Raw genomic sequence first — 19,361 nt, 5'->3', positions numbered from 1 at the left:
TGTTATCAGTCGTCGTTTTTAGCCGCCGCTATCTTTAGCTGCCGTCGTTTGTAGCATAGTGTTGATTACAGCTGGCCCGCCAAACGGTTGAGATCGGATTGGATCGCTCCGGCGGTGACTTCGCGTCCGGCCCCCGGGCCACGAATCACCAGCGGATTATCGCGGTACCATTTACTCTCGATGGCGAAGATGTTGTCACACGGCAGCAGGTTGGCGAGCGGATGCTCTTTATCCAGCGCTTCGACTCCGACCGTGGCTTTGCCGTCTTTTTCCAGACGCGCAACGTAACGCAGCACCTTGTCCTGCTTCTGGGCGCGGGCCAGACGCTCGGCCAGACGCTCGTTGAGCAACTGGCTGCGATCCAGGAAATCATCCAGCGACAAATCCTGCAGTTCGGCCGGCACCAGTGACTCGACTTTGACGCTGTCCGGTTCGATGTCCAGGCCAGATTCGCGCGCCAGAATCACCAGTTTGCGCATCACGTCTGAGCCGTCTAGGTCATGACGTGGGTCCGGTTCAGTCAGGCCTTGCTGCCAGGCCAGATCAACCAGTTCGCTGAACGGCACATTGCCGTCATACTGCTGGAACAACCAGGACAGAGTGCCGGAGAAAATGCCCGACAGGGCGGTGATTTCGTCGCCGCTCTCACGCAGGTCACGGACCGTGTGGTTAATCGGCAGGCCGGCACCTACTGTGGCGTTGTATAGCCAGTGACGGCTGATCTTGGCGAAGGCATCTTTAACCTGGTAGTAGTAATCTCCTGCAGCCGAGCCTGCCACTTTGTTGGCAGAGATCAGGTGCATGCCCTGTTCGGCGATTTGCGGATACAGGCTGGCAACGTCGGCGCTGGCGGTGACATCGAGCACAATCACTTCATCAAAGCCCTGGATGGCGCCCAACTGTTTAAGCCAGGTATGGCCGTCATTAGGCTGCGCTTCATCGGCGTAGCTGCTCAGTACTGAGGCTGCATCAATACCCTGCGGTTTAAACAGATACGCCTGGCTGTCGATCACGGCCACCAGCTCGAAGTGCATGCCGTAGCGTTTTTCCAGATCGTCTTTTTGTTCAGCGAACAGTTTCAGCCAGCTTGAGCCGATGTTGCCCTTGCCGCACAGCGCCAGTCCGACCCGTTTCTGGGCCTGGAACAACTGGGTATGCAGACCGGTCACCAGAGGATTCACATCACACTGACGCAGTACCGCAACCAGGCTCAGCTCGGATTCGGCTTCGCTGATAAATTCGACCGGCGCATTTTTCAGCTGCTGGAAAAAGCCGTAGCTGTGCTGGGCATTTTTGGTGACACCTGCGCCGACAGCGCCGACCAGAGCGAAGCCTTCCTTGAGGCGAATCTCGGCTTCAATCGCCACATCCTGCAGCAAGGAAAGCGCGCCGGAAGCGATCTCTGTGGTGTAAGCCAGACGCAGGCAGTGCTGATCGGCCTGCAGCTCAAACGCCAGCGGCTCGAGCTGAGCGCGTTTGAGTTTTTCCAGCACTTCGGCCTGAGCACGGGCAAAGTCGTGACCCTGGCCAAAGGCCAGTTCCAGCAGCAGCACTTCATCGAGTGACGTGATGATTTTGGCGCCGCGACCAGAGGCCAGCACACGTTCAATCCGGGTCGACCCCGACTCAGGCTGGTAGCTGCAACGCAGCTGCAGCTCCATCGCGCTCTGTGCGACGGGTTGTAAGGTGCGGCTGTGCAGCACAGGAGCGGCCAGACGGGCCAGTTCATTGGCTTCATCCAGGCGCAGCAGTGGCAACAGACAGGCCTCCGACACCAGACGCGGGTCAGCGCTGTACACGCCGGCCACATCACTCCAGATGGTGACGCGTTCGGCATCGGCCAGGGCACCGATCACGGTGGCTGAGTAGTCAGAACCGTTGCGGCCGAGCAATACGGTTTCGCCTTGCTCGTTGCGGGCCATAAAGCCGGTGATGATCACCCGGTGATGAGCATGCTGGGCCAGGACTGCTTTCAGTAACGGGTAAGAGCGGGCGCGATCGACTTCCGGCTGAGTGCCGGTTTCGGCGCGCAGAAACGCACGTGCGTCCTGAGCCACTGCCGGCAATTTTTGCTGGTTAAGCAGCGCTGCCAGCAGGCGGGCAGACCAGAGTTCGCCGTGGCCGAGAACCGCGGCTTGCTGCGCTTTGCTCAGTGGTGCGGTCAGTTCTCCCAGTGCGACGAACTCGCCGCTCAGCTCGGTCAGCAGATGGTCTGCGACTTCGCCTTCCAGCAAACCTTCAATCAACTGGACCTGGAACTGGCGCAGGGCCTGCAGCGCTTCGTGCGCGGCGCGGCCATCTTTGTTGAGCGCTTCAAGAAATTCAATCAGGCGGTTGGTGGTTTTACCGGCGGCAGACACCACCACCAGATCGTCGGCCTGAGAGTAGTCACGCAGAATGTGCGCGACCCGTTGATAACATTCCGGATCCGCAAGGCTGCTACCACCAAATTTATGCAGCTGACGTGAAACCGACATTAAAAGGCCTCCTTGGCTTTGGTGAAGGCCTGGTCGAGGTCGGCAATCAGATCGCTCGCATCTTCCAGACCCACCGACAGGCGCAGCAACTGCTGAGAGACGCCGGCTTCGGCCAGCGCTTCTTCGCCCATCGCGCGGTGAGTCATGCTGGCCGGATGACATACCAGGCTTTCCACGCCGCCCAGCGATTCGGCCAGTGAGAACAGCTGCAGTTCACCGACAAAATATTTCAGCTGCTCGAATGAACCGCCGAATTCAAAGCTCAGCATGGAACCAAAGCCAAGCTGCTGTTTCTTGGCGATGTCATGACCCGGATGATTTGGCAGGCTAGGGTGGTAAATCACTTTGACCAGCTCCTGGTTTTGCAGGTAAGCGAGGATTTGCTGCGAGCTCTCTTCATGCACGCGCATACGGGCCCCCAGGGTGCGCAGGCCACGCAAAGTCATGTAGCTGTCAAACGGCGTGCCGGTGGCGCCGATGCAGTTACCCCACCATGCCAGCTCGGTGGCGTGTTCGGCGTCTTTACTGATGATCACACCGCCAATCACATCCGAGTGACCATTGAGGTATTTAGTGGTCGAGTGCACCACGAAGTCGGCACCAAGCAGCAGAGGCTTTTGGTACACAGGGGTCAAAAAGGTATTGTCGACCGCTACCAGAGCACCGACCGCTTGCGCCTGCTGACAGATTTTCTCAATATCCACCACTCGTACCAGCGGGTTAGACGGCGTTTCCAGCAGCACCAGCTTTGGCTTCTGGGCAAAAGCTGCGGCCATTGCCGCGTCGTCAGACTGGTCAACAAACAGCACTTTGAAATCGCCTTTCTTGGCGCGGGTGTTGAACAGACGGTAAGTACCGCCATAGCAGTCATGTGGTGCGATAATGATTTCGCCCGGCGACAGGAATGCCGAGACCCACAGGTTCAGTGCTGATGTGCCGCAGTTGGTGACCACGGCATCCGCACCGGATTCCAGTTCAGACAGGGCTTGTTCTAGCAGGCCACGGTTCGGGTTGCCGGAGCGGGTGTAGTCGTATTTTGGCACTTCACCAAATGCAGGAAAGCCATAGTTGGTTGAGAGATAAATGGGTGGAACAACGGCGTGGTACTGGGTGTCAGATTCAATACCGGTGCGAACCGCGATGGTGGCTGGCTTGCGATTGGTCATGAGCGTTTCCTTTCCTGTCTGGTGTTTCCTGAATGGTTGATTCCCTGAGCTCTGTCACCGAGCGAATCGGGCTACAGAGCGGGCAATGGTAAGCATTGGCATAGCTGCTATTGGGATTTCAAACAATTCCGGGCGATGTGTAAATCCAATTCCGGGGTGAGCGGTGAAGCAAATGTTCACTCCGGTGAATAACATCACACTTTACTGCTCAAAAAAGAAGACGTCAACACTTCTAGACGTCTATATGTCTTTGCTTATGGCAGTAAATCCCGCTAAAATTGAGGTCTTTGAAAAACTCAACTCGAATTCAAATTTACGAAGGTGCGCAATGGCAGACTGGAACGGCGAATATATTAGCCCGTACGCGGAACATGGGAAGAAGAACGAGCAGGTCAAAAAGATCACTGTCTCGATTCCGCTTAAGGTACTTAAAGTGCTGACGGATGAACGCACTCGTCGACAGATCAATAATTTACGTCATGCCACTAACAGTGAACTGCTGTGTGAAGCGTTTCTGCATGCTTATACCGGTCAGCCGCTGCCAACCGACGAAGACCTGCGTAAAGACCGTCCGGATGATATTCCGACCGAGGCCAAAGCGCTGATGACGGCGATGGGTATCGAGTTTGAGGCATACGACGACTAAGTCGCTGTGCACCGCATCAGCATAAAAAACCCTGGTTACTGACCAGGGTTTTTGCATTGTTAGCGCTCAGATCATTGTTAAGCATCAGGGCATTGTTAACCCGCAAGGATCAACGCTTCCGTCACCGGAGTGTTTATCCGGCATGCTGCTTACTAATCTTGCATATAGTTATGCGGCATCTCGATCCGTGCGACACCAGAGTCAACCGCAGCTTGTGCGACTGCCTTAGCCACGCGGGGCAGCAGGCGTGGATCCATGGGCTTAGGAATAATGTACTGATGACCGTAGGTCAGGCTGTCACTGCCTGCGGCTTGTAGTACGGCTGCCGGCACCTCTTCTTTCGCCAGTTGACGAATCGCTTCGACCGCCGCCAGTTTCATCTCATCATTGATTTCGCTGGCACGTACATCCAGCGCGCCGCGGAAGATGAACGGGAAACACAGCACGTTGTTGACCTGGTTCGGGTAGTCACTGCGTCCGGTGCCCATGATCAGGTCGTCACGCACCGCGTGAGCCAGCTCAGGTTTGATTTCCGGATCCGGATTAGAGCAGGCGAACACCACAGGCTTGTCAGCCATCAGCTTCAGCGCGTCGGCGGACAGCAGGTTCGGGCCTGATACACCCAGGAACAGATCCGCGCCGGCAATCACATCTTCCAGTGTGCGTTTGTCGGTGTTGTTGGCAAACAGTTGCTTGTACTGGTTCAGATCGTCACGACGGGTGTGGATGACACCTTTACGGTCGAGCATGTAAATCTTCTCACGCATCGCACCGCATTTGATCAGCAGTTCCATACACGCTACCGCTGCGGCACCCGCACCCAGACAGACAATCACACACTCAGACAGTTCTTTGCCTTGCAGTTCAATCGCGTTCAGCATGCCTGCTGCGGTCACGATCGCCGTGCCGTGCTGGTCATCGTGGAACACTGGCACGTCACAACGTTCAATCAGGCGACGCTCGATCTCAAAACAGTCCGGCGCTTTGATGTCTTCCAGGTTGATACCGCCAAAGGTGTCAGCGATGTTAGCGACGGTGTCGATAAACTCATCGATGGTGCGGTGTTTCACTTCAATATCAATGGAGTCGAGGCCGGCAAAACGTTTGAACAGCAGCGCTTTACCTTCCATGACCGGTTTAGAGGCCATTGGCCCCAGGTTACCCAGGCCAAGGATTGCGGTGCCGTTTGAGATCACCGCCACTGTGTTGCCTTTGGCGGTGTATTTGTAAACGTTATCGACATTCTGAGCGATTTCACGTACCGGCTCTGCCACGCCCGGGCTGTAAGCTAACGCCAGATCAGTGGCTGAGTCAGCCGGTTTGGTGATCGAGACCGCGATTTTACCCGGGGTCGGCTGCGCGTGGTAATCCAGAGCACGTTGGCGGAAGGCTTCTTCCGCACTTAATTGTTGACGATTGTCGTCGGACATAGGGGATGTTCTCTTATTATTTTTGGAAAAGGGGCGCACATTTTAGTTGATGCCTGAAATAGTGACTAGGCAGGGGTGCTGTATAATCGTACAAAATGCGTGAGTTTTTGGCTGATAAGACCAGCTGTTTTGTGATCAGGGTAGACTTTAGTCGTAGAGCGGGGGGACGGGCAGATGGCAGGCATCAAAAAAGGACGCCGTAGCGTCCTTTTTGAAATCTTCGCGTAAAGTAAAAATTACTTCTTGCTTGACAGTGCGCCGAAACGCTTGTTGAAGCGATCAACACGGCCGCCAGTGTCAACAACACGTTGCTTACCAGTGTAGAATGGGTGGCACTTGTCACATACGTCCAGGTGCATTTCTTCTTTACCTAGAGTAGATTTGAAAACGAAAGTGTTGCCGCAAGAGCAGCTTGCATTTACTTCTTTGTATTCTGGGTGGATACCAGCTTTCATGGGATAACCTCAAAAATTGGGCCGTGTCGCCATCCGAGTCTGAGCCGGACACCACACGTAACGTTAATAATACGATTGCCATGGTCACAGCAGACTGCTGAGGACCATTAAGGCGCGATATAGTAATGAATCTGCTAGCCCGGATCAACCGATTTCGGCGTTATTTTAGCCAGCCATAGCAAACAGCCGCTCAGAGCATGACGGGTTGGCGGTGCCAACGGCCAGACCCGATGCCCGAACTGCTGCCGGCGTGCCGCATACGGCCTTTTGCCCGCCATGTGCGGGTCGAATTTATGCCCGTCTTCCAGTAGACTGTGGCGTCCTTAACTGACTTAATTGCTGACGGATTGTTATGCGCCCAACTATTGCTCGCGTTGCCCTGCCGGTGCCGCTTGATAAGCAATTTGATTACCTGATTCCCGGCCACCTGTTTCCGATTATCGGCGGCCGCGTTTCTGTGCCGTTCGGGCGCCAGACTCTGGTCGGCATTGTGACTGCACTGGTGCAGGAGTCCGAGTTTCCGCGTGAGCAGCTCAAAGCGCTCAAGGCCGTGCTCGATACCCAACCAGTCTGGCCGGATAAACTGTATCACCTGCTGCAGTGGTGCAGTCAGTTTTATCAGCATCCACTTGGCGAGACCCTGGCTAATGCTCTGCCGGGAGCGCTGCGTAAAGGTAAAGCGGCTGATTTTGCCAGCAGTAAAGAGTGGCTCATTACTGCCGCCGGGCGCGATCAGCTGATGCAGGGCTTTGGCCGTGCGATTAAACAGGCCAAGGTGATGAATCTGGTCGCTTCTGGCCCGGTCCCTCATCAGGTGATGCTGGATGAGGAAGTGTCGAGTACGACACTCAACACCCTGCAGAACAAAGGCTGGATTGAAGTCAGTGAACAGCGTCCGCAGTTCCGGCCCTGGCCGGCAGAGCCGGAAGCCGCGGTCGATAAGCCCAAGTTGAACTCTGAGCAGGCCATCGCAATTGCAACGGTCAACCATCAGCCGGCATTCGGCTGTTATCTGCTGCAGGGCGTAACAGGCTCGGGTAAAACTGAAGTCTACCTTAATCTTATCAAGCCGGTGCTGGCACAAGGCCGCCAGGCGCTGGTGCTGGTGCCGGAAATTGGCCTGACGCCGCAAACCATTAACCGTTTTCGTAAACGGTTTAATGTGCCGGTTGAGGTGATTCACTCCGGTCTCAATGAAACCGAACGTCTCAATGCCTGGCTGGCCGCGCGCGACAAAGTAGCCGGTATCGTGATTGGTACCCGTTCCGCGCTGCTGACCCCGTTTGCCGATCTCGGCATCATCATTGTCGACGAAGAGCATGACTCTTCGTATAAACAGCAGGACAGCCTGCGCTACCACGCACGCGATGTGGCGGTGATGCGTGCCAATCTGGAGCAGATCCCGATTGTGCTCGGCAGTGCCACCCCGGCGCTGGAAACGCTGCATAATGCCCTGAGCGGCAAATACCATCATCTGCATCTGACCCAGCGTGCCGGAACGGCGCGCCCGACCACCAACCGGGTGCTGGATGTCAAAGGCCTGTATCTGGAAAGCGGTTTGTCCGCGCCGTTGATTGCGGAAATGCGCCGCCATTTATCGCAGGGCAATCAGGTGCTGCTGTTCCTCAACCGGCGTGGCTTTTCTCCGGCGCTGATGTGTCACGAATGTGGCTGGATCGCCGATTGTCAGCGGTGTGATGCTTATTATACCTACCATCAGTACAGTAACGAGATTCGCTGCCACCACTGCGGCTCACAGCGTCCGGTGATCCACCAGTGTCAGGGGTGTGGCTCGACGCATTTGGTCACGGTCGGGGTCGGCACCGAGCAGCTCGAGGCGCAACTGGGGGAACTGTTTCCGGACTACAAGACGATTCGGATTGACCGTGACAGTACCCGGCGCAAAGGCAGTCTGGAATCAGCGCTGCAAGCGATCCGCAATAACGAATATCAGATTTTGATCGGCACCCAGATGCTGGCCAAAGGCCACCATTTCCCCGATGTAACTCTGGTGGCGCTGCTGGATGTGGATGGCTCATTATACAGCAGTGATTTTCGCGCCTCTGAACGTCTGGCTCAGTTGTTTATCCAGGTGGCGGGCCGGGCCGGGCGGGCGAGTAAGCCGGGCGAAGTGGTGCTGCAGACCCACCATCCAGAGCATACCTTGTTGCAGGCGCTGCTCAACAAGGATTACCACCATTTTGCTGAAACCGCACTGGCGGAGCGCAAGCTGGCCCAACTGCCGCCGTATACCTTTCTGACCCTGTTTCGCGCCGAAGGCAACCAGTCGCAGCAGGTAGAAGATTTTCTGCGTCAGGTACGCCAGACGCTGGAAGCTCACCCGCTCAGTGAACAGGGCTGTCTGGTGCTGGGGCCGACGCCGGCACCGCTCGCCAAACGGGCCGGAAAATTTCGCTGGCAGTTGCTGTTGCAGGCGCCCAGCCGTTCGGTGATGCAGAAGCTGTTAGCCAGCGCACGCCCGGCGATTCAGATGTTGCCGCTGGCCACTAAAGTGCGCTGGACGCTGGACATTGAACCGCAGGATTTGAGCTGAGCAGCCCCATCCGGCTTGCTGGTAAAATTGTCAAAAAAATGAAATCCTTCTTATCGTGATAAATATCACACTTGTGATGCAAAAATTGTTAATCAGACCGTAACTTTCCCATCGGAAAGGAATACACTAAATGCCATAATCGCGCAGTGAATCGTTTTCGCTGGCCTAAATGTGGCGAACCTTAAGCGAACGTGCAGCAGGTAAGCGTGAATCCAAGCAATGTTAGCAGCCAAACCGGATGCCCGGCGGCGCTCTATAACGATAATCAGTGTCTCAGACACGATGAATTTTTATTAAGAACCGAGAAAAGAGGACAGTACCCCCTATGGCGACAATGAAGGATGTTGCCCAGCTTGCAGGCGTATCAACGGCGACCGTATCGCGTGCTCTGATGAATCCCGAGAAAGTCTCATCCTCGACCCGTAAACGGGTTGAAGAGGCGGTGTTAGAAGCTGGTTATTCCCCTAACTCTCTCGCGCGCAATCTGCGTCGCAATGAGTCCAAAACGATTGTGGCCATTGTGCCGGATATCTGTGACCCGTATTACACCGAGATCATCCGCGGCATTGAAGATGCGGCGATGGAACACGGTTATCTGGTGCTGCTGGGTGACAGCGGTCAGCAGAAAAAACGTGAAAGCTCATTTGTGAACCTGGTGTTCACCAAGCAGGCGGACGGTATGTTGCTGCTCGGGACCGACCTGCCGTTTGATGTCAGTAAGCCGGAACAGAAAAACCTGCCGCCGATGGTGATGGCGTGTGAGTTTGCCCCGGAACTGGAGCTGCCCACGGTACATATTGATAACCTGACCTCGGCGTTTGAAGCGGTGAACTATCTGACCCAGATGGGCCACAAACGGGTGGCGCAAATTGCCGGCCCGGATACGGCCGTTCTGTGCCAGTTCCGCCAGCAAGGTTACCAGCAGGCGCTGCGCCGCTCCGGGATTACCCGCAATCCAGACTACAGTGTGAGCGGTGATTTCTCATTTGAATCGGGTGCTCAGGCGGTGCGTCAGCTGCTGGCGTTGTCCGAGCCGCCGACGGCGATTTTCTGCCACAACGATACCATGGCGATTGGAGCGATTCAGGAAGCCAAACGTCTGGGTACGCGAGTGCCGCAGGATCTTTCGGTGGTCGGTTTCGATGACATTCAGTTTGCCCAGTACTGCGATCCACCGCTGACTACCATTTCTCAGCCGCGTTATGAGATTGGCCGCCAGGCAATGCTGATGATGCTGGAATTGCTGCGCGGCAACGATGTTCAGGCCGGTTCACGTTTACTGGAAACCCAGTTGGTGGTACGCGACAGCGCGGCTCCGCCATGTGCAATCTAGTGCTTTAACCACGAGTAATCTCTCAGTGTGAGCGGCGTATTTTGACACGCCGCTTCCATTTCTGCTCTGTTATCCGGCAGGAAACTGCATTAACATGAAGACAAAATTGTCAACTTTTGAAATAGTTTGTGGCTAATAAAGATTATGTAAGACGTGGTCGTAGTCCGAAAAAGCCGACCCGGAAAACAACTCCCACTCCCCGACGCAGAAAACCCTGGCGCAGTGGCTTGCTGGCTCTCGTGCTGGCGGGCGGCTTTGGCTATGGTTTGTATCAGCTCAGTCAGGATCCCGAGCCACCAGCACCGCAAGTGGTGGAAACCAAGCCACAGCCGGTCAGTAAACCGCAGCCGGCCAACAGCCTGCCGCCGCCGCCAACCGAACAGTGGGATTACGTGGAATCGCTGCCTAATCGTCAGATTGAGGTCAAAGCCAAAGAGCTGCAGGTGTCGGACATTCCTTACATCATGCAGTGCGGGGCCTATAAAACCATGCACCAGGCTGAAACCCGCAAGCTGGATATCGCCTTTCAGGGGCTGAGCAGTAAGATCCGCAACAAGGAAGGCAGCAGCTGGTTCCGGGTGGTTCTCGGCCCTTACAAGTTCAAGCGCGACGCTGAGCGTGACAAGCATAAGCTGCAGCGTGCCAAGATTGAGCCTTGTGCTATCTGGAAAGAGCAGCAGTAAACTTGATATCAGTAACGCCCGGAGTTTCTCCGGGCGTTTTGCGTTGTGGCGCTGATTCTTTCCCTTGAATTTTGATTTTCCAGCCTCATATAACCACTATCTTGATAGTGAAAACCACAAAGGGGTTCCTAGTGACTACCATCGTATCTGTACGTCGTAATAACAAAGTTGTCATCGCAGGTGACGGACAAGTCTCGCTTGGCAATACCGTGATGAAAGGCAACGCGCGCAAAGTTCGTCGTTTGTACAACAACAAAGTATTGGCCGGATTCGCGGGTGGTACGGCGGACGCATTCACGCTATTTGAGCGTTTCGAAAGTAAATTGCAAATGCACCAGGGACACCTGACCAAAGCCGCGGTTGAACTGGCTAAAGACTGGCGCAGTGACCGTGCGTTACGCCGCCTGGAAGCGATTCTGGCGGTGGCAGATGAAACCGCATCGCTGATCATTACCGGTAATGGTGATGTGCTGCAGCCGGAGCATGACCTGATTGCGATTGGTTCCGGCGGTAACTATGCCCAGGCGGCGGCGATTGCCCTACTGGAAAATACCGAGCTGGATGCGCGCGAGATTGCGGAAAAAGCCCTGAAGATTGCCGGTGACATCTGTGTGTTCACCAACCACCATCATACGATTGAAGAGCTGGAGATCCCTGCGGGACTGCTGCCAGCGACCAGCGATCAGTAAGCGCTGCCAGCCACCGAATTGAAGGAAAGCATTATGTCTGAAATGACTCCTCGTGAGATTGTCCATGAACTGAACCGTCACATCATCGGACAGGATAAAGCGAAACGAGCGGTTGCGATTGCACTGCGTAACCGCTGGCGCCGTATGCAGCTCGAAGAGAGCCTGCGCGTTGAAGTGACGCCGAAAAATATTCTGATGATCGGTCCGACCGGTGTGGGTAAAACTGAAATTGCCCGTCGTCTGGCCAAACTGGCTAACGCGCCCTTCATCAAAGTTGAAGCGACCAAATTCACTGAAGTGGGTTACGTCGGCAAAGAAGTTGAAACCATCATCCGCGATCTGACGGATGTGGCGGTAAAACTGACCCATCAGCAGGCGATGGAGAAAGTGAAATTCCGCGCCGAAGAGCTGGCGGAAGAGCGTATTCTGGATGCCTTGCTGCCACCGGCGCGCGATGCGTGGGGCCAGGCCGAGCACAACGATGAGTCTTCCAATACCCGCCAGGTTTTCCGCAAGAAACTGCGAGAAAATAAACTGGATGACAAAGAGATTGAGATCGAAGTCGCTGCGCCGCAGATGGGCGTAGAGATCATGGCGCCTCCGGGCATGGAAGAGATGACCAACCAACTGCAGGGTCTGTTCCAGAATCTGGGTGGCGACACCAAGAAAAAGCGTAAGCTGAAAATCAAAGAAGCGCTCAAAGCACTGACTGAAGAAGAAGCGGCTAAGCTGGTTAATCAGGAAGAGCTGAAAGAACAGGCGATTTACAATGTTGAAAATAATGGCATTGTGTTTATCGACGAGATTGACAAAATCTGTAAACGCGGCGAGAGCTCAGGTCCGGATGTGTCCCGTGAAGGGGTGCAGCGTGATCTGCTGCCGTTGATTGAAGGCAGCACGGTATCCACCAAGCATGGCATGGTGCGTACCGACCACATCCTGTTTATTGCTTCCGGCGCGTTCCAGGTGGCGAAGCCATCGGATCTGATCCCTGAGCTGCAGGGCCGTCTGCCGATTCGGGTTGAGCTGGAAGCGCTGTCGAGCAATGACTTTAAACGCATCCTGACCGAACCCAAAGCTTCACTGACCGAACAGTACATTGCGCTGATGAAAACCGAAGATGTCAATGTCGACTTTACCGAAGACGGCATCAAGCAGATTGCAGAGGCGGCGTGGCAGGTCAACGAGACAACGGAGAATATCGGTGCCCGTCGTCTGCATACTGTGATGGAGCGTCTGATGGATGAAATCTCGTTTGACGCCACGGAAAAAGCCGGCGACAGCCTGACTATTGACGGTGCTTATGTCAGAGCTCGTCTGGGTGAGCTGGTGGAAGACGAAGACCTGAGCCGTTTCATCCTGTAATCGGCCCGGTTTTACTCTGACCGTATAAAATTGTGCATTTTTCTGAGCCCACCTTGATCTGGTGGGCTTTTTTGTGTTGTCAGGTTGGGCGTATACTGAACGTATGTTGATCAATCTCTCATCACTATGAATAATTCATTACGTATCTGGTTTGACGCCGCTCGCCCTAAAACGCTGCCGTTGGCACTGGTGTCGATTTTTACCGGCAGTGCTCTGGCTTTCTCATCCGGCCGTTTTACTCCGGCGATTGCGGTGCTGGCGCTGTTAACCGCGACGCTGCTGCAGATCTTGTCTAATCTTGCTAATGACTACGGTGATGCCGTCAAAGGCACCGATAATGAAAAACGGCTCGGTCCGATGCGGGCCATCCAGTCTGGTGAGGTATCACTGGCCGATATGAAGCAGGCGATCATCATTAATGTGGTGCTGACCATTGTTGCCGGTCTGGGACTGGTGCTGTATGCCCTCGACAGTCTGCAAAGCATTCTGGTCTTTATTGGTCTTGGCGTACTGGCGATGGCGGCGGCGATTGCGTATACCGTGGGTAATAAGCCCTATGGCTATGTTGGCCTGGGTGATTTGTCGGTGTTTATCTTTTTTGGTCTGCTCGGCGTATCCGGCACTTATTTTCTGCACACCGGCTCGATTGACTGGAGCCTGTTTCTGCCCTCGTTAGGTTGCGGTCTGCTGGCGGTCGCGGTGCTCAATGTCAATAATATGCGTGACATCGAGAATGATGCTGAATGCGGTAAGCGGACCGTGGCAGTACGTCTGGGTCAGCAACGCGCCAAGCACTATCACTTTCTGCTCCTGGCGGGTGCGCTGGTGGCATTTGGCGGCTATCTGCTGATGCAGAGTAAACCGGTCTGGATCAGCCTGCCGTTTCTGCTCAGCCTGATTATTGTTACCCGCCACAGCCGTGCGGTATGGGCGACCCAAAAGCCGGCCCAGATTGCCCCTATGCTACCGGCGATCGTCAAATGTTCGCTGGTGACTAACCTTTTGTTTGTTGGGGTAGTTATCGCGCAAACTCTGACGAGTTAATGTGCACAATGTCATTGCATTGACTCAACGACCCGATATACTCGTTTAAAGACTGTTCGCAAAGAGACTCAAGCTATGGAATATAACACCTCTGCGTTATGTGATATCTATCTCGACCAGGTGGATGTGGTAGAACCCATGTTTAGCAATTTTGGCGGCTGTGCTTCCTTCGCGGGGCAGGTCACGACCATTAAATGTTTTGAAGATAATGGTCTTATCCGCGAAACCCTCGAGCAGGACGGCCTGGGCCGGGTACTGCTGATTGATGGGGGCGGCTCACTGCGTCGTGCGCTGATTGACGCTGAACTGGCGGCATTGGCGGAAGAGAACGAATGGGAAGGCATCGTGGTCTACGGCTGTGTACGTGAAGTCGACGAGCTGGAAGACATGAGTATCGGCATTCAGGCCATGGCCTCGATCCCGGTTGGTGCCACCGCGCAGGGGATTGGTGAAGTGGATGTACCGGTCAATTTCGGTGGCGTCACTTTCCTGCCGGAAGATTATCTCTATGCGGACAATACCGGTATCATCTTGTCACAAGAGCCGCTCAACAGTGGTCTCGACGGTGAAGAAGATGAAGTGCTGGAAGAACTGGAAGAGATTCTGGACGATGACGACAGACTGCTCTGATCGTTACTGAAATTAAGCCGGCCTGACAGCCGGCTTTTTTGTCGCCACCAGACAGTGAGCTTGTTGCTGGCAGACAGATTACTGCTGGTAGATAGCTTACGGCTGACAGAGATCTAGTGATGCGGCTTAAGGGTCGCAATGCGACTGACGTGTTGGCTTAGTGTGTCGCCGCGGAGCTGCCTGCTTGGTGGTGCGCGGCGCTAAAACGGCGGCGCAGCAGCACGGCGTACAGATAACCTAACACGCCGCCGAGGACATTGCCGCAGGCAATACCGATAAATAACCCTTCAATATCGAACAGCCATGACCCAAGCCAGGCCGCAGGCAGGGTAAACACAAACAGACGCATAAAACTCCACTGAAACGCCTTGAGCGGCAGATGCAGGGCATTCAGCGCTGATACCAGCATCATTACCACTCCCTGACAGCCGTAGCTGAACGGCACCACCAGCAGGTAATGCCATAACAGATCACGCACCGCCTGCTCTTGTGAGAACAGCGCCGCGAGCGGAATGCTCAGTGGCACCATCATGATAAAAATCATCAGTTGAAACAGCAGGGCAAAACGCAGGCTGAGGAACAGGCCGGCAAAACTGCGCTGCGGATTCCCCGCGCCCAGATTCTGCGCCATAAACGGCGTCAGCACCGAAGTCAGCGACATCAGTACCAGGATCAGAATGGATTCAATCCGCTGTGCCGCACCATAAGCTGCCACCGCTGCCGTACCGTGACTGGAGAGCAGCTTCATCAGCAGTGCGCCGCAGATAGGGTTCATGGCGGTGGAGAGCGCGGCCGGAGTACCGATTTTCAGGATCTGGCGCCAGTCGTGCAGCAAATAATTGAGGCGCGGCACAGCCAGCAGGTGTTCGCGTTTGATCAGCACATACCCGGAGCCGAGCAGAGCGCCGAGCCAGGATACAGCGCTGGCAATCGCCGCGCCCTGCATGCCCAGTTCGGGAAACGGACCGTAGCCAAAGATCAGCAGCGGATCGAGGCCGCCGTTAATCGCTCCGGCTAGCAGCATCATTTTCGCCGGTGTTTTGGTGTCACCGGTGGCGCGAATCGCGCTGTTGCCGGCCATCGGGATCACCAGCAGCGGAATCGTCAGGTACCACACCTGCATATACTGTTCGATCAGCGGCAGTAGCTCAGGTTTGGCGCCCAGTGCCAGAAACAGCGGCTCGATAGTGAAGAAGCCGCTGAGTGAGGCGAGCGTGACCAGACACACGGCCAGGATCAGACCATGAGTGGCAAAACGGGCGGCATTCGGGGCTTCGCCCTGGCCGAGCAGGCGGCCGATGCTGGTCGATAAGCCGACGCCGATGCCCATGGTGATGCAGTTGACGGCAAACGTGACCGGAAAGGTATAACTGATCGCCGCCAGGGCATCAGTACCGAGCAGAGAGATGAAAAAGGTGTCGACCAGATTGAACATCAGAATTGCTATCATGCCGACGACCATAGGGAGGGTCATCTGGCGCAATACCAGCGCAATCGGTGCCGAGAGCAGGCCGTGTTTATCGTTCATATCTGTTTCTGCAAGCCGGTTGGTGATGTATGAAGCCGCCGGGAGACTCGCGCCTGTGGGCTCAGATGAAGACGGATAGGCGAGTGTGGCAGCGCAATATAATAAGGATACCTGATATTGCCGGGAGGCACTAGCACGCTGACGGTAAGGCGCAGCAACGAAAAAAGGCCGGCAAGCCGACCTTTTTTACCCAGAAAAGCGATTAAGCTTTGGCTTTTGCTGCTGCTTTAGCAATCGCGGCAAAGCTTTTCGCATCCAGAGATGCGCCGCCAACCAGAGCACCGTCGATGTCTGGTTGGGCGAAGTAAGCTTCTGCGTTTTCAGGTTTTACTGAACCGCCGTACTGGATGATCACTTGCTCAGCCACCGCTGCGTCTTTGGCTGCGATCAGGGCGCGGATAGAAGCGTGGATGCGCTGTGCATCGTCTGCAGTCGCTGCTTTACCAGTGCCGATTGCCCAGATTGGTTCGTAAGCGATGATCGCGCCGTTCAGGGCTTCTACGCCGTAAGCGTCGATCACTGCGTTGATTTGACGTGCGCATACTGCTTCAGTTTCGCCCGCTTCGTTTTGCGCTTCAGACTCACCGATACAGAAAACCGGAGTCAGGCCGTTTTCTTTCAGGAACGCAAATTTCTTCGCGACGAACTCGTCTGATTCGTGGTGGTATTCACGACGCTCTGAGTGACCGATGATGATGTGAGAAGCACCGAAATCTTTCAGCATAGCCGGAGACATATCGCCAGTGAACGCACCGCTGTTGTTCAGGTCAGTGTTTTGTGCACCCAGGATCATCTTGTTGCCGCCTTCTGCGATCAGACGCTCAGCCAGATCCAGGTAAAGTGCCGGTGGCGCGACTGCCACGTCAACACCAGTTACACCTTCAAGTTCTGCATTCAGGCCAGCCAACAGTTCAGTCACCATTGCTTTGCTGCCATTTAGTTTCCAGTTCCCCATCACTACAGGACGACGCATAGGAATATCTCCAATTTCAATTAATAAAAAAAACCTGATTGCGACTGAATATAACAGATAAAACTGAGCAGATCATGACTCCGGTCATGACTTTCTGGGATCTTATCCAGTGCCGCACGTGTGCGGCAGTGATCTGCTATACAGAATAGAGGGGATATGCTCGGATTTTGTGCTGCGACTTGCTATTAGTGTCAGTTTACTATGATGAAATGACGTAACAGGGAAGTGACTATGCCTAATTTGGTGCTGGAGTACTCTAATTCAGTTGAGGAGCGCGTCAATGTGCAGGGGCTGCTGGAAGATCTCCATCAAGTGATGATTGAGTCCGGATTATTTGATGTGCTGACGGTGAAATCACGCACCCTGCGCTGTCATCACTGGTTGATTGGCGATCAGGCCGACAGTGAAGACTTTATTTATATCAGTGTCGAAGTGATGTCCGGTTACAGCGCTGAGCAGAAGCAGGCGTTATCGCAGCAACTGATGCAAGTGCTCGACAGCCAGACCGGGCAGGTACGTAGCTTATCGGTCAGTATTCGTGAATTGGATCAGGCCTGTTTCCGTAGTGTGATGCATTGACATTCCGCCAGCCCGGGCCCAAAGGAGAGGTTATGTCGTTAAGAGTTATGTCTTTAGATTCACAATCGTTACAGCAGTTGCTGTTCTCTTTTCAGGGCCGGGTCGGACGGCGTACCTTCTGGATCTGGAATCTGTGCTACTACCTGAGCATCGTGGTCTTTATTCAGCTGTGTCACCGCCTGGTGCCGGGGCTGGCTCCGGTCCTGATCCCTTTGCTGCTGCTGGTATTACTCATCCCCGATCTGGCTGTCACCGCCAAACGCTGGCACGATCGCAATAAAACCAGCTGGTGGTTGCTGCTCAATGTGCCGCTGGTGATCGGGCGTATGATGGTGCCGGGCGCCGAAGATGACATGGCCATCACGCCGACCTTGCTGGATACCGGAGCGACCCTGCTGGCGCTGCTGTGTGGCAGTTGGATTTTAATTGAGTGTGGCTTGTTACCCGCCGTTGAAGACAACAACCGGTTTGGCCCGCCGGAGCAGGGCTGAAACCGCTGACTTATCGCTCCGCTTTGGAGGATACCCTGGCATCCTCAGGATGAGTGTTAGCGCCAGGTGTCATTGCGCGGCCGGAATGGAATAACCTGCGCTTCACTTTGTTCATCCAGATCGCCATCCAGTGCATTGCGGAATTTTACCATCTGCATCGACAGTTCGCGCATCAGGGTCACATTGGCGTGGTCGGGATTTTTGCAGTGACTGAGGATCAGGTCGATGTGGCTCTGCTGGGCCTGCAGTCTGGCCTGCATGGTATCTGAGGCCGACTGAATCATCTCCTGACACATGGTGTGCTTAAAGCGGTTGAATCCATCCGGATCGGTTTTGGCCATTTCGACCAGTTCATCAAACGGTGGCAGCGTCTGCAGGGCTTCATGGGTATGTGGGGGGGACATGGCTTGCTCCTGTGCCAGCATGGCATTGATGATGTTATCAATACTTCAAGCATAAGAGACAAAACGGCATACTGCCTGGCGGCTATGGGTGCTTCTCAAAAATGAGACAGCGCTGTTGGTGTGACGGCCAGTCAGCGCCTGATCAGAGCGGATAAATCTGGTAGGTACAGCGCCGCTCACCGGCAATGATATGTTCACTGCGTTCCACCCGGCATTCATCGCCGAGCAGGCGCTGAAACACGTTGAGCTCTGACTGACACAGATTCGGACAGCGTTGGGCGGCTTTACAGATAGGGCAGTGGTTTTCCACCAGCAGGTAGCCCTGCTCGGTCTGTTCCAGTTCGGCCATGTAGCCTTCCTGCTCGCGAAGTTCGACCAGTTTTTCCAGCTTCGCGGTCAGATCGGGGCAGTGTTGCACCGCTTGCTGATACTGGGCCAGTGTCTGCGCTTCACGCTCAGCGGCGACTTTAGCTAGCCCTTTTTTACCGAAAATGTGTTCCACCGCTTCGATAACCTGAATGGTCAGCTCGCCGTGGCGGTCGGCAAACTGATCATGGCCCTGTTTGGTCAGGGACCAGTGGCGGGTCGGACGGCCGACTTTGACCTTCACATCATGAAAGGCCAGAACACCGTCATCTTCTAAGGCCTGCAGGTGCTGACGGGCCCCCATGGTGGTGATGCCTAAGTCTTCGGCAAGCTGTTTGGCGGTCACGGCACCTTCACGTTTGATGGTGTGTAAAATCCGGTCGATCGTCTTCATCATTTCCCTCTTATTCCTCTGATCTATTATGGATAATCAGGTTAATAAAGCAAATTATTTACTATACACGGGCAAGGAAAACGTGCCGCAGTGCAGTAGCTGATGAATGACTGCGCAGATTCGTTAATTTCATCACATTTTTTTCACTTCACCC

18 protein-coding genes are annotated in these 19,361 nt (G+C 54.8%); 10 read left to right on the top strand and 8 right to left on the bottom strand.

From position 1 onward, the window contains the following. Positions 1-65: 65 nt before the first annotated feature. Positions 66-2,477, bottom strand: a complete 2,412-nt coding sequence (locus E6C74_RS11770; RefSeq protein WP_136485361.1) for a bifunctional aspartate kinase/homoserine dehydrogenase II — start codon at positions 2,475-2,477, stop codon at positions 66-68. Further along, positions 2,477-3,643, bottom strand: a complete 1,167-nt coding sequence (locus tag E6C74_RS11765; protein ID WP_136485358.1) for an O-succinylhomoserine (thiol)-lyase — start codon at positions 3,641-3,643, stop codon at positions 2,477-2,479. Before E6C74_RS11765 ends, E6C74_RS11770 begins: the two co-directional genes overlap by 1 nt. 328 nt (positions 3,644-3,971) lie before the next feature. Between E6C74_RS11765 and metJ the strand changes: the two genes are divergently transcribed. Continuing rightward, positions 3,972-4,289, top strand: coding sequence for a met regulon transcriptional regulator MetJ (metJ, locus tag E6C74_RS11760; protein WP_136485356.1), 318 nt, complete (start codon positions 3,972-3,974; stop codon positions 4,287-4,289). Between the two features lie 152 nt (positions 4,290-4,441). Here metJ and E6C74_RS11755 read toward each other — a convergent pair whose 3' ends face one another. Together E6C74_RS11755 and rpmE are read right to left on the bottom strand one after the other, a co-directional pair. Then, positions 4,442-5,719 (bottom strand): malic enzyme-like NAD(P)-binding protein, encoded by a 1,278-nt coding sequence (locus E6C74_RS11755; RefSeq protein ID WP_136485354.1) that lies wholly within the window; start codon positions 5,717-5,719, stop codon positions 4,442-4,444. 236 nt (positions 5,720-5,955) lie between these two features. Beyond that, entirely contained in the window at positions 5,956-6,174 is a 219-nt protein-coding gene (gene rpmE / locus E6C74_RS11750) for a 50S ribosomal protein L31 (RefSeq protein ID WP_136485352.1), read from the bottom strand. A 352-nt stretch (positions 6,175-6,526) separates the two neighbouring features. Here rpmE and priA point away from each other — a divergent pair, with 352 nt between their 5' ends. The 7 genes from priA (at position 6,527) to rraA (ending at position 14,472) form a co-directional block, all read left to right on the top strand. Next, positions 6,527-8,728, top strand: a complete 2,202-nt coding sequence (gene priA / locus E6C74_RS11745) for a primosomal protein N' (RefSeq protein WP_136485350.1) — start codon at positions 6,527-6,529, stop codon at positions 8,726-8,728. 325 nt (positions 8,729-9,053) lie between these two features. Beyond that, the gene (cytR, locus tag E6C74_RS11740; RefSeq protein WP_136485348.1) at positions 9,054-10,061 is read left to right on the top strand and encodes a DNA-binding transcriptional regulator CytR; all 1,008 of its coding nucleotides are present in this window, start codon (positions 9,054-9,056) and stop codon (positions 10,059-10,061) included. Positions 10,062-10,189: 128 nt separating this feature from the next. Continuing rightward, positions 10,190-10,744 (top strand): SPOR domain-containing protein, encoded by a 555-nt coding sequence (locus E6C74_RS11735; protein ID WP_136485346.1) that lies wholly within the window; start codon positions 10,190-10,192, stop codon positions 10,742-10,744. Between the two features lie 131 nt (positions 10,745-10,875). Next, complete coding sequence (gene hslV, locus E6C74_RS11730; protein ID WP_136485344.1) at positions 10,876-11,433, top strand: ATP-dependent protease subunit HslV; 558 nt, start codon at positions 10,876-10,878, stop codon at positions 11,431-11,433. A 33-nt stretch (positions 11,434-11,466) separates the two neighbouring features. After that, positions 11,467-12,798, top strand: coding sequence for an HslU--HslV peptidase ATPase subunit (gene hslU / locus E6C74_RS11725; RefSeq protein WP_136485341.1), 1,332 nt, complete (start codon positions 11,467-11,469; stop codon positions 12,796-12,798). A gap of 126 nt (positions 12,799-12,924) precedes the next feature. Further along, on the top strand, positions 12,925-13,842 hold the full coding sequence (locus E6C74_RS11720) for a 1,4-dihydroxy-2-naphthoate polyprenyltransferase (protein WP_136485339.1): 918 nt from the start codon (positions 12,925-12,927) through the stop codon (positions 13,840-13,842). Positions 13,843-13,917: 75 nt separating this feature from the next. Further along, positions 13,918-14,472 carry a ribonuclease E activity regulator RraA gene (gene rraA / locus E6C74_RS11715; protein WP_136485337.1) on the top strand — a complete coding sequence of 185 codons (555 nt, stop codon included), beginning with the start codon at positions 13,918-13,920 and terminating at the stop codon, positions 14,470-14,472. 157 nt (positions 14,473-14,629) lie between these two features. Here rraA and E6C74_RS11710 read toward each other — a convergent pair whose 3' ends face one another. Next, positions 14,630-16,000: an MATE family efflux transporter gene (locus tag E6C74_RS11710; RefSeq protein ID WP_136485335.1), complete on the bottom strand. Its 1,371-nt coding sequence runs from the start codon at positions 15,998-16,000 to the stop codon at positions 14,630-14,632. A 202-nt stretch (positions 16,001-16,202) separates the two neighbouring features. Beyond that, on the bottom strand, positions 16,203-16,973 hold the full coding sequence (gene tpiA / locus E6C74_RS11705) for a triose-phosphate isomerase (protein WP_136485333.1): 771 nt from the start codon (positions 16,971-16,973) through the stop codon (positions 16,203-16,205). Positions 16,974-17,204: 231 nt separating this feature from the next. Here tpiA and E6C74_RS11700 point away from each other — a divergent pair, with 231 nt between their 5' ends. After that, entirely contained in the window at positions 17,205-17,552 is a 348-nt protein-coding gene (locus E6C74_RS11700; protein WP_136485331.1) for a 5-carboxymethyl-2-hydroxymuconate Delta-isomerase, read from the top strand. Positions 17,553-17,584: 32 nt separating this feature from the next. Beyond that, a complete protein-coding gene (locus E6C74_RS11695; RefSeq protein WP_240798176.1) occupies positions 17,585-18,043 on the top strand; it encodes a DUF805 domain-containing protein in 459 nt (152 codons plus the stop codon). 56 nt (positions 18,044-18,099) lie between these two features. On the opposite strand, the gene E6C74_RS11690 is transcribed toward E6C74_RS11695, so the two are convergent. After that, positions 18,100-18,447, bottom strand: coding sequence for a DUF3135 domain-containing protein (locus tag E6C74_RS11690; RefSeq protein WP_136485329.1), 348 nt, complete (start codon positions 18,445-18,447; stop codon positions 18,100-18,102). Positions 18,448-18,589: 142 nt separating this feature from the next. Next, positions 18,590-19,207 carry a metalloregulator ArsR/SmtB family transcription factor gene (locus E6C74_RS11685; protein ID WP_136485511.1) on the bottom strand — a complete coding sequence of 206 codons (618 nt, stop codon included), beginning with the start codon at positions 19,205-19,207 and terminating at the stop codon, positions 18,590-18,592. Positions 19,208-19,361 lie beyond the last annotated feature (154 nt).

It is taken from the genome of Vibrio sp. H11 (assembly GCF_004804295.1).
GTDB classification, from domain to species: Bacteria; Pseudomonadota; Gammaproteobacteria; order Enterobacterales; family Vibrionaceae; genus Vibrio; species Vibrio ostreae.
The sequence above is the reverse complement of the archived record's forward strand: the minus strand, read 5'-3'. Positions and strand labels throughout refer to the sequence as shown.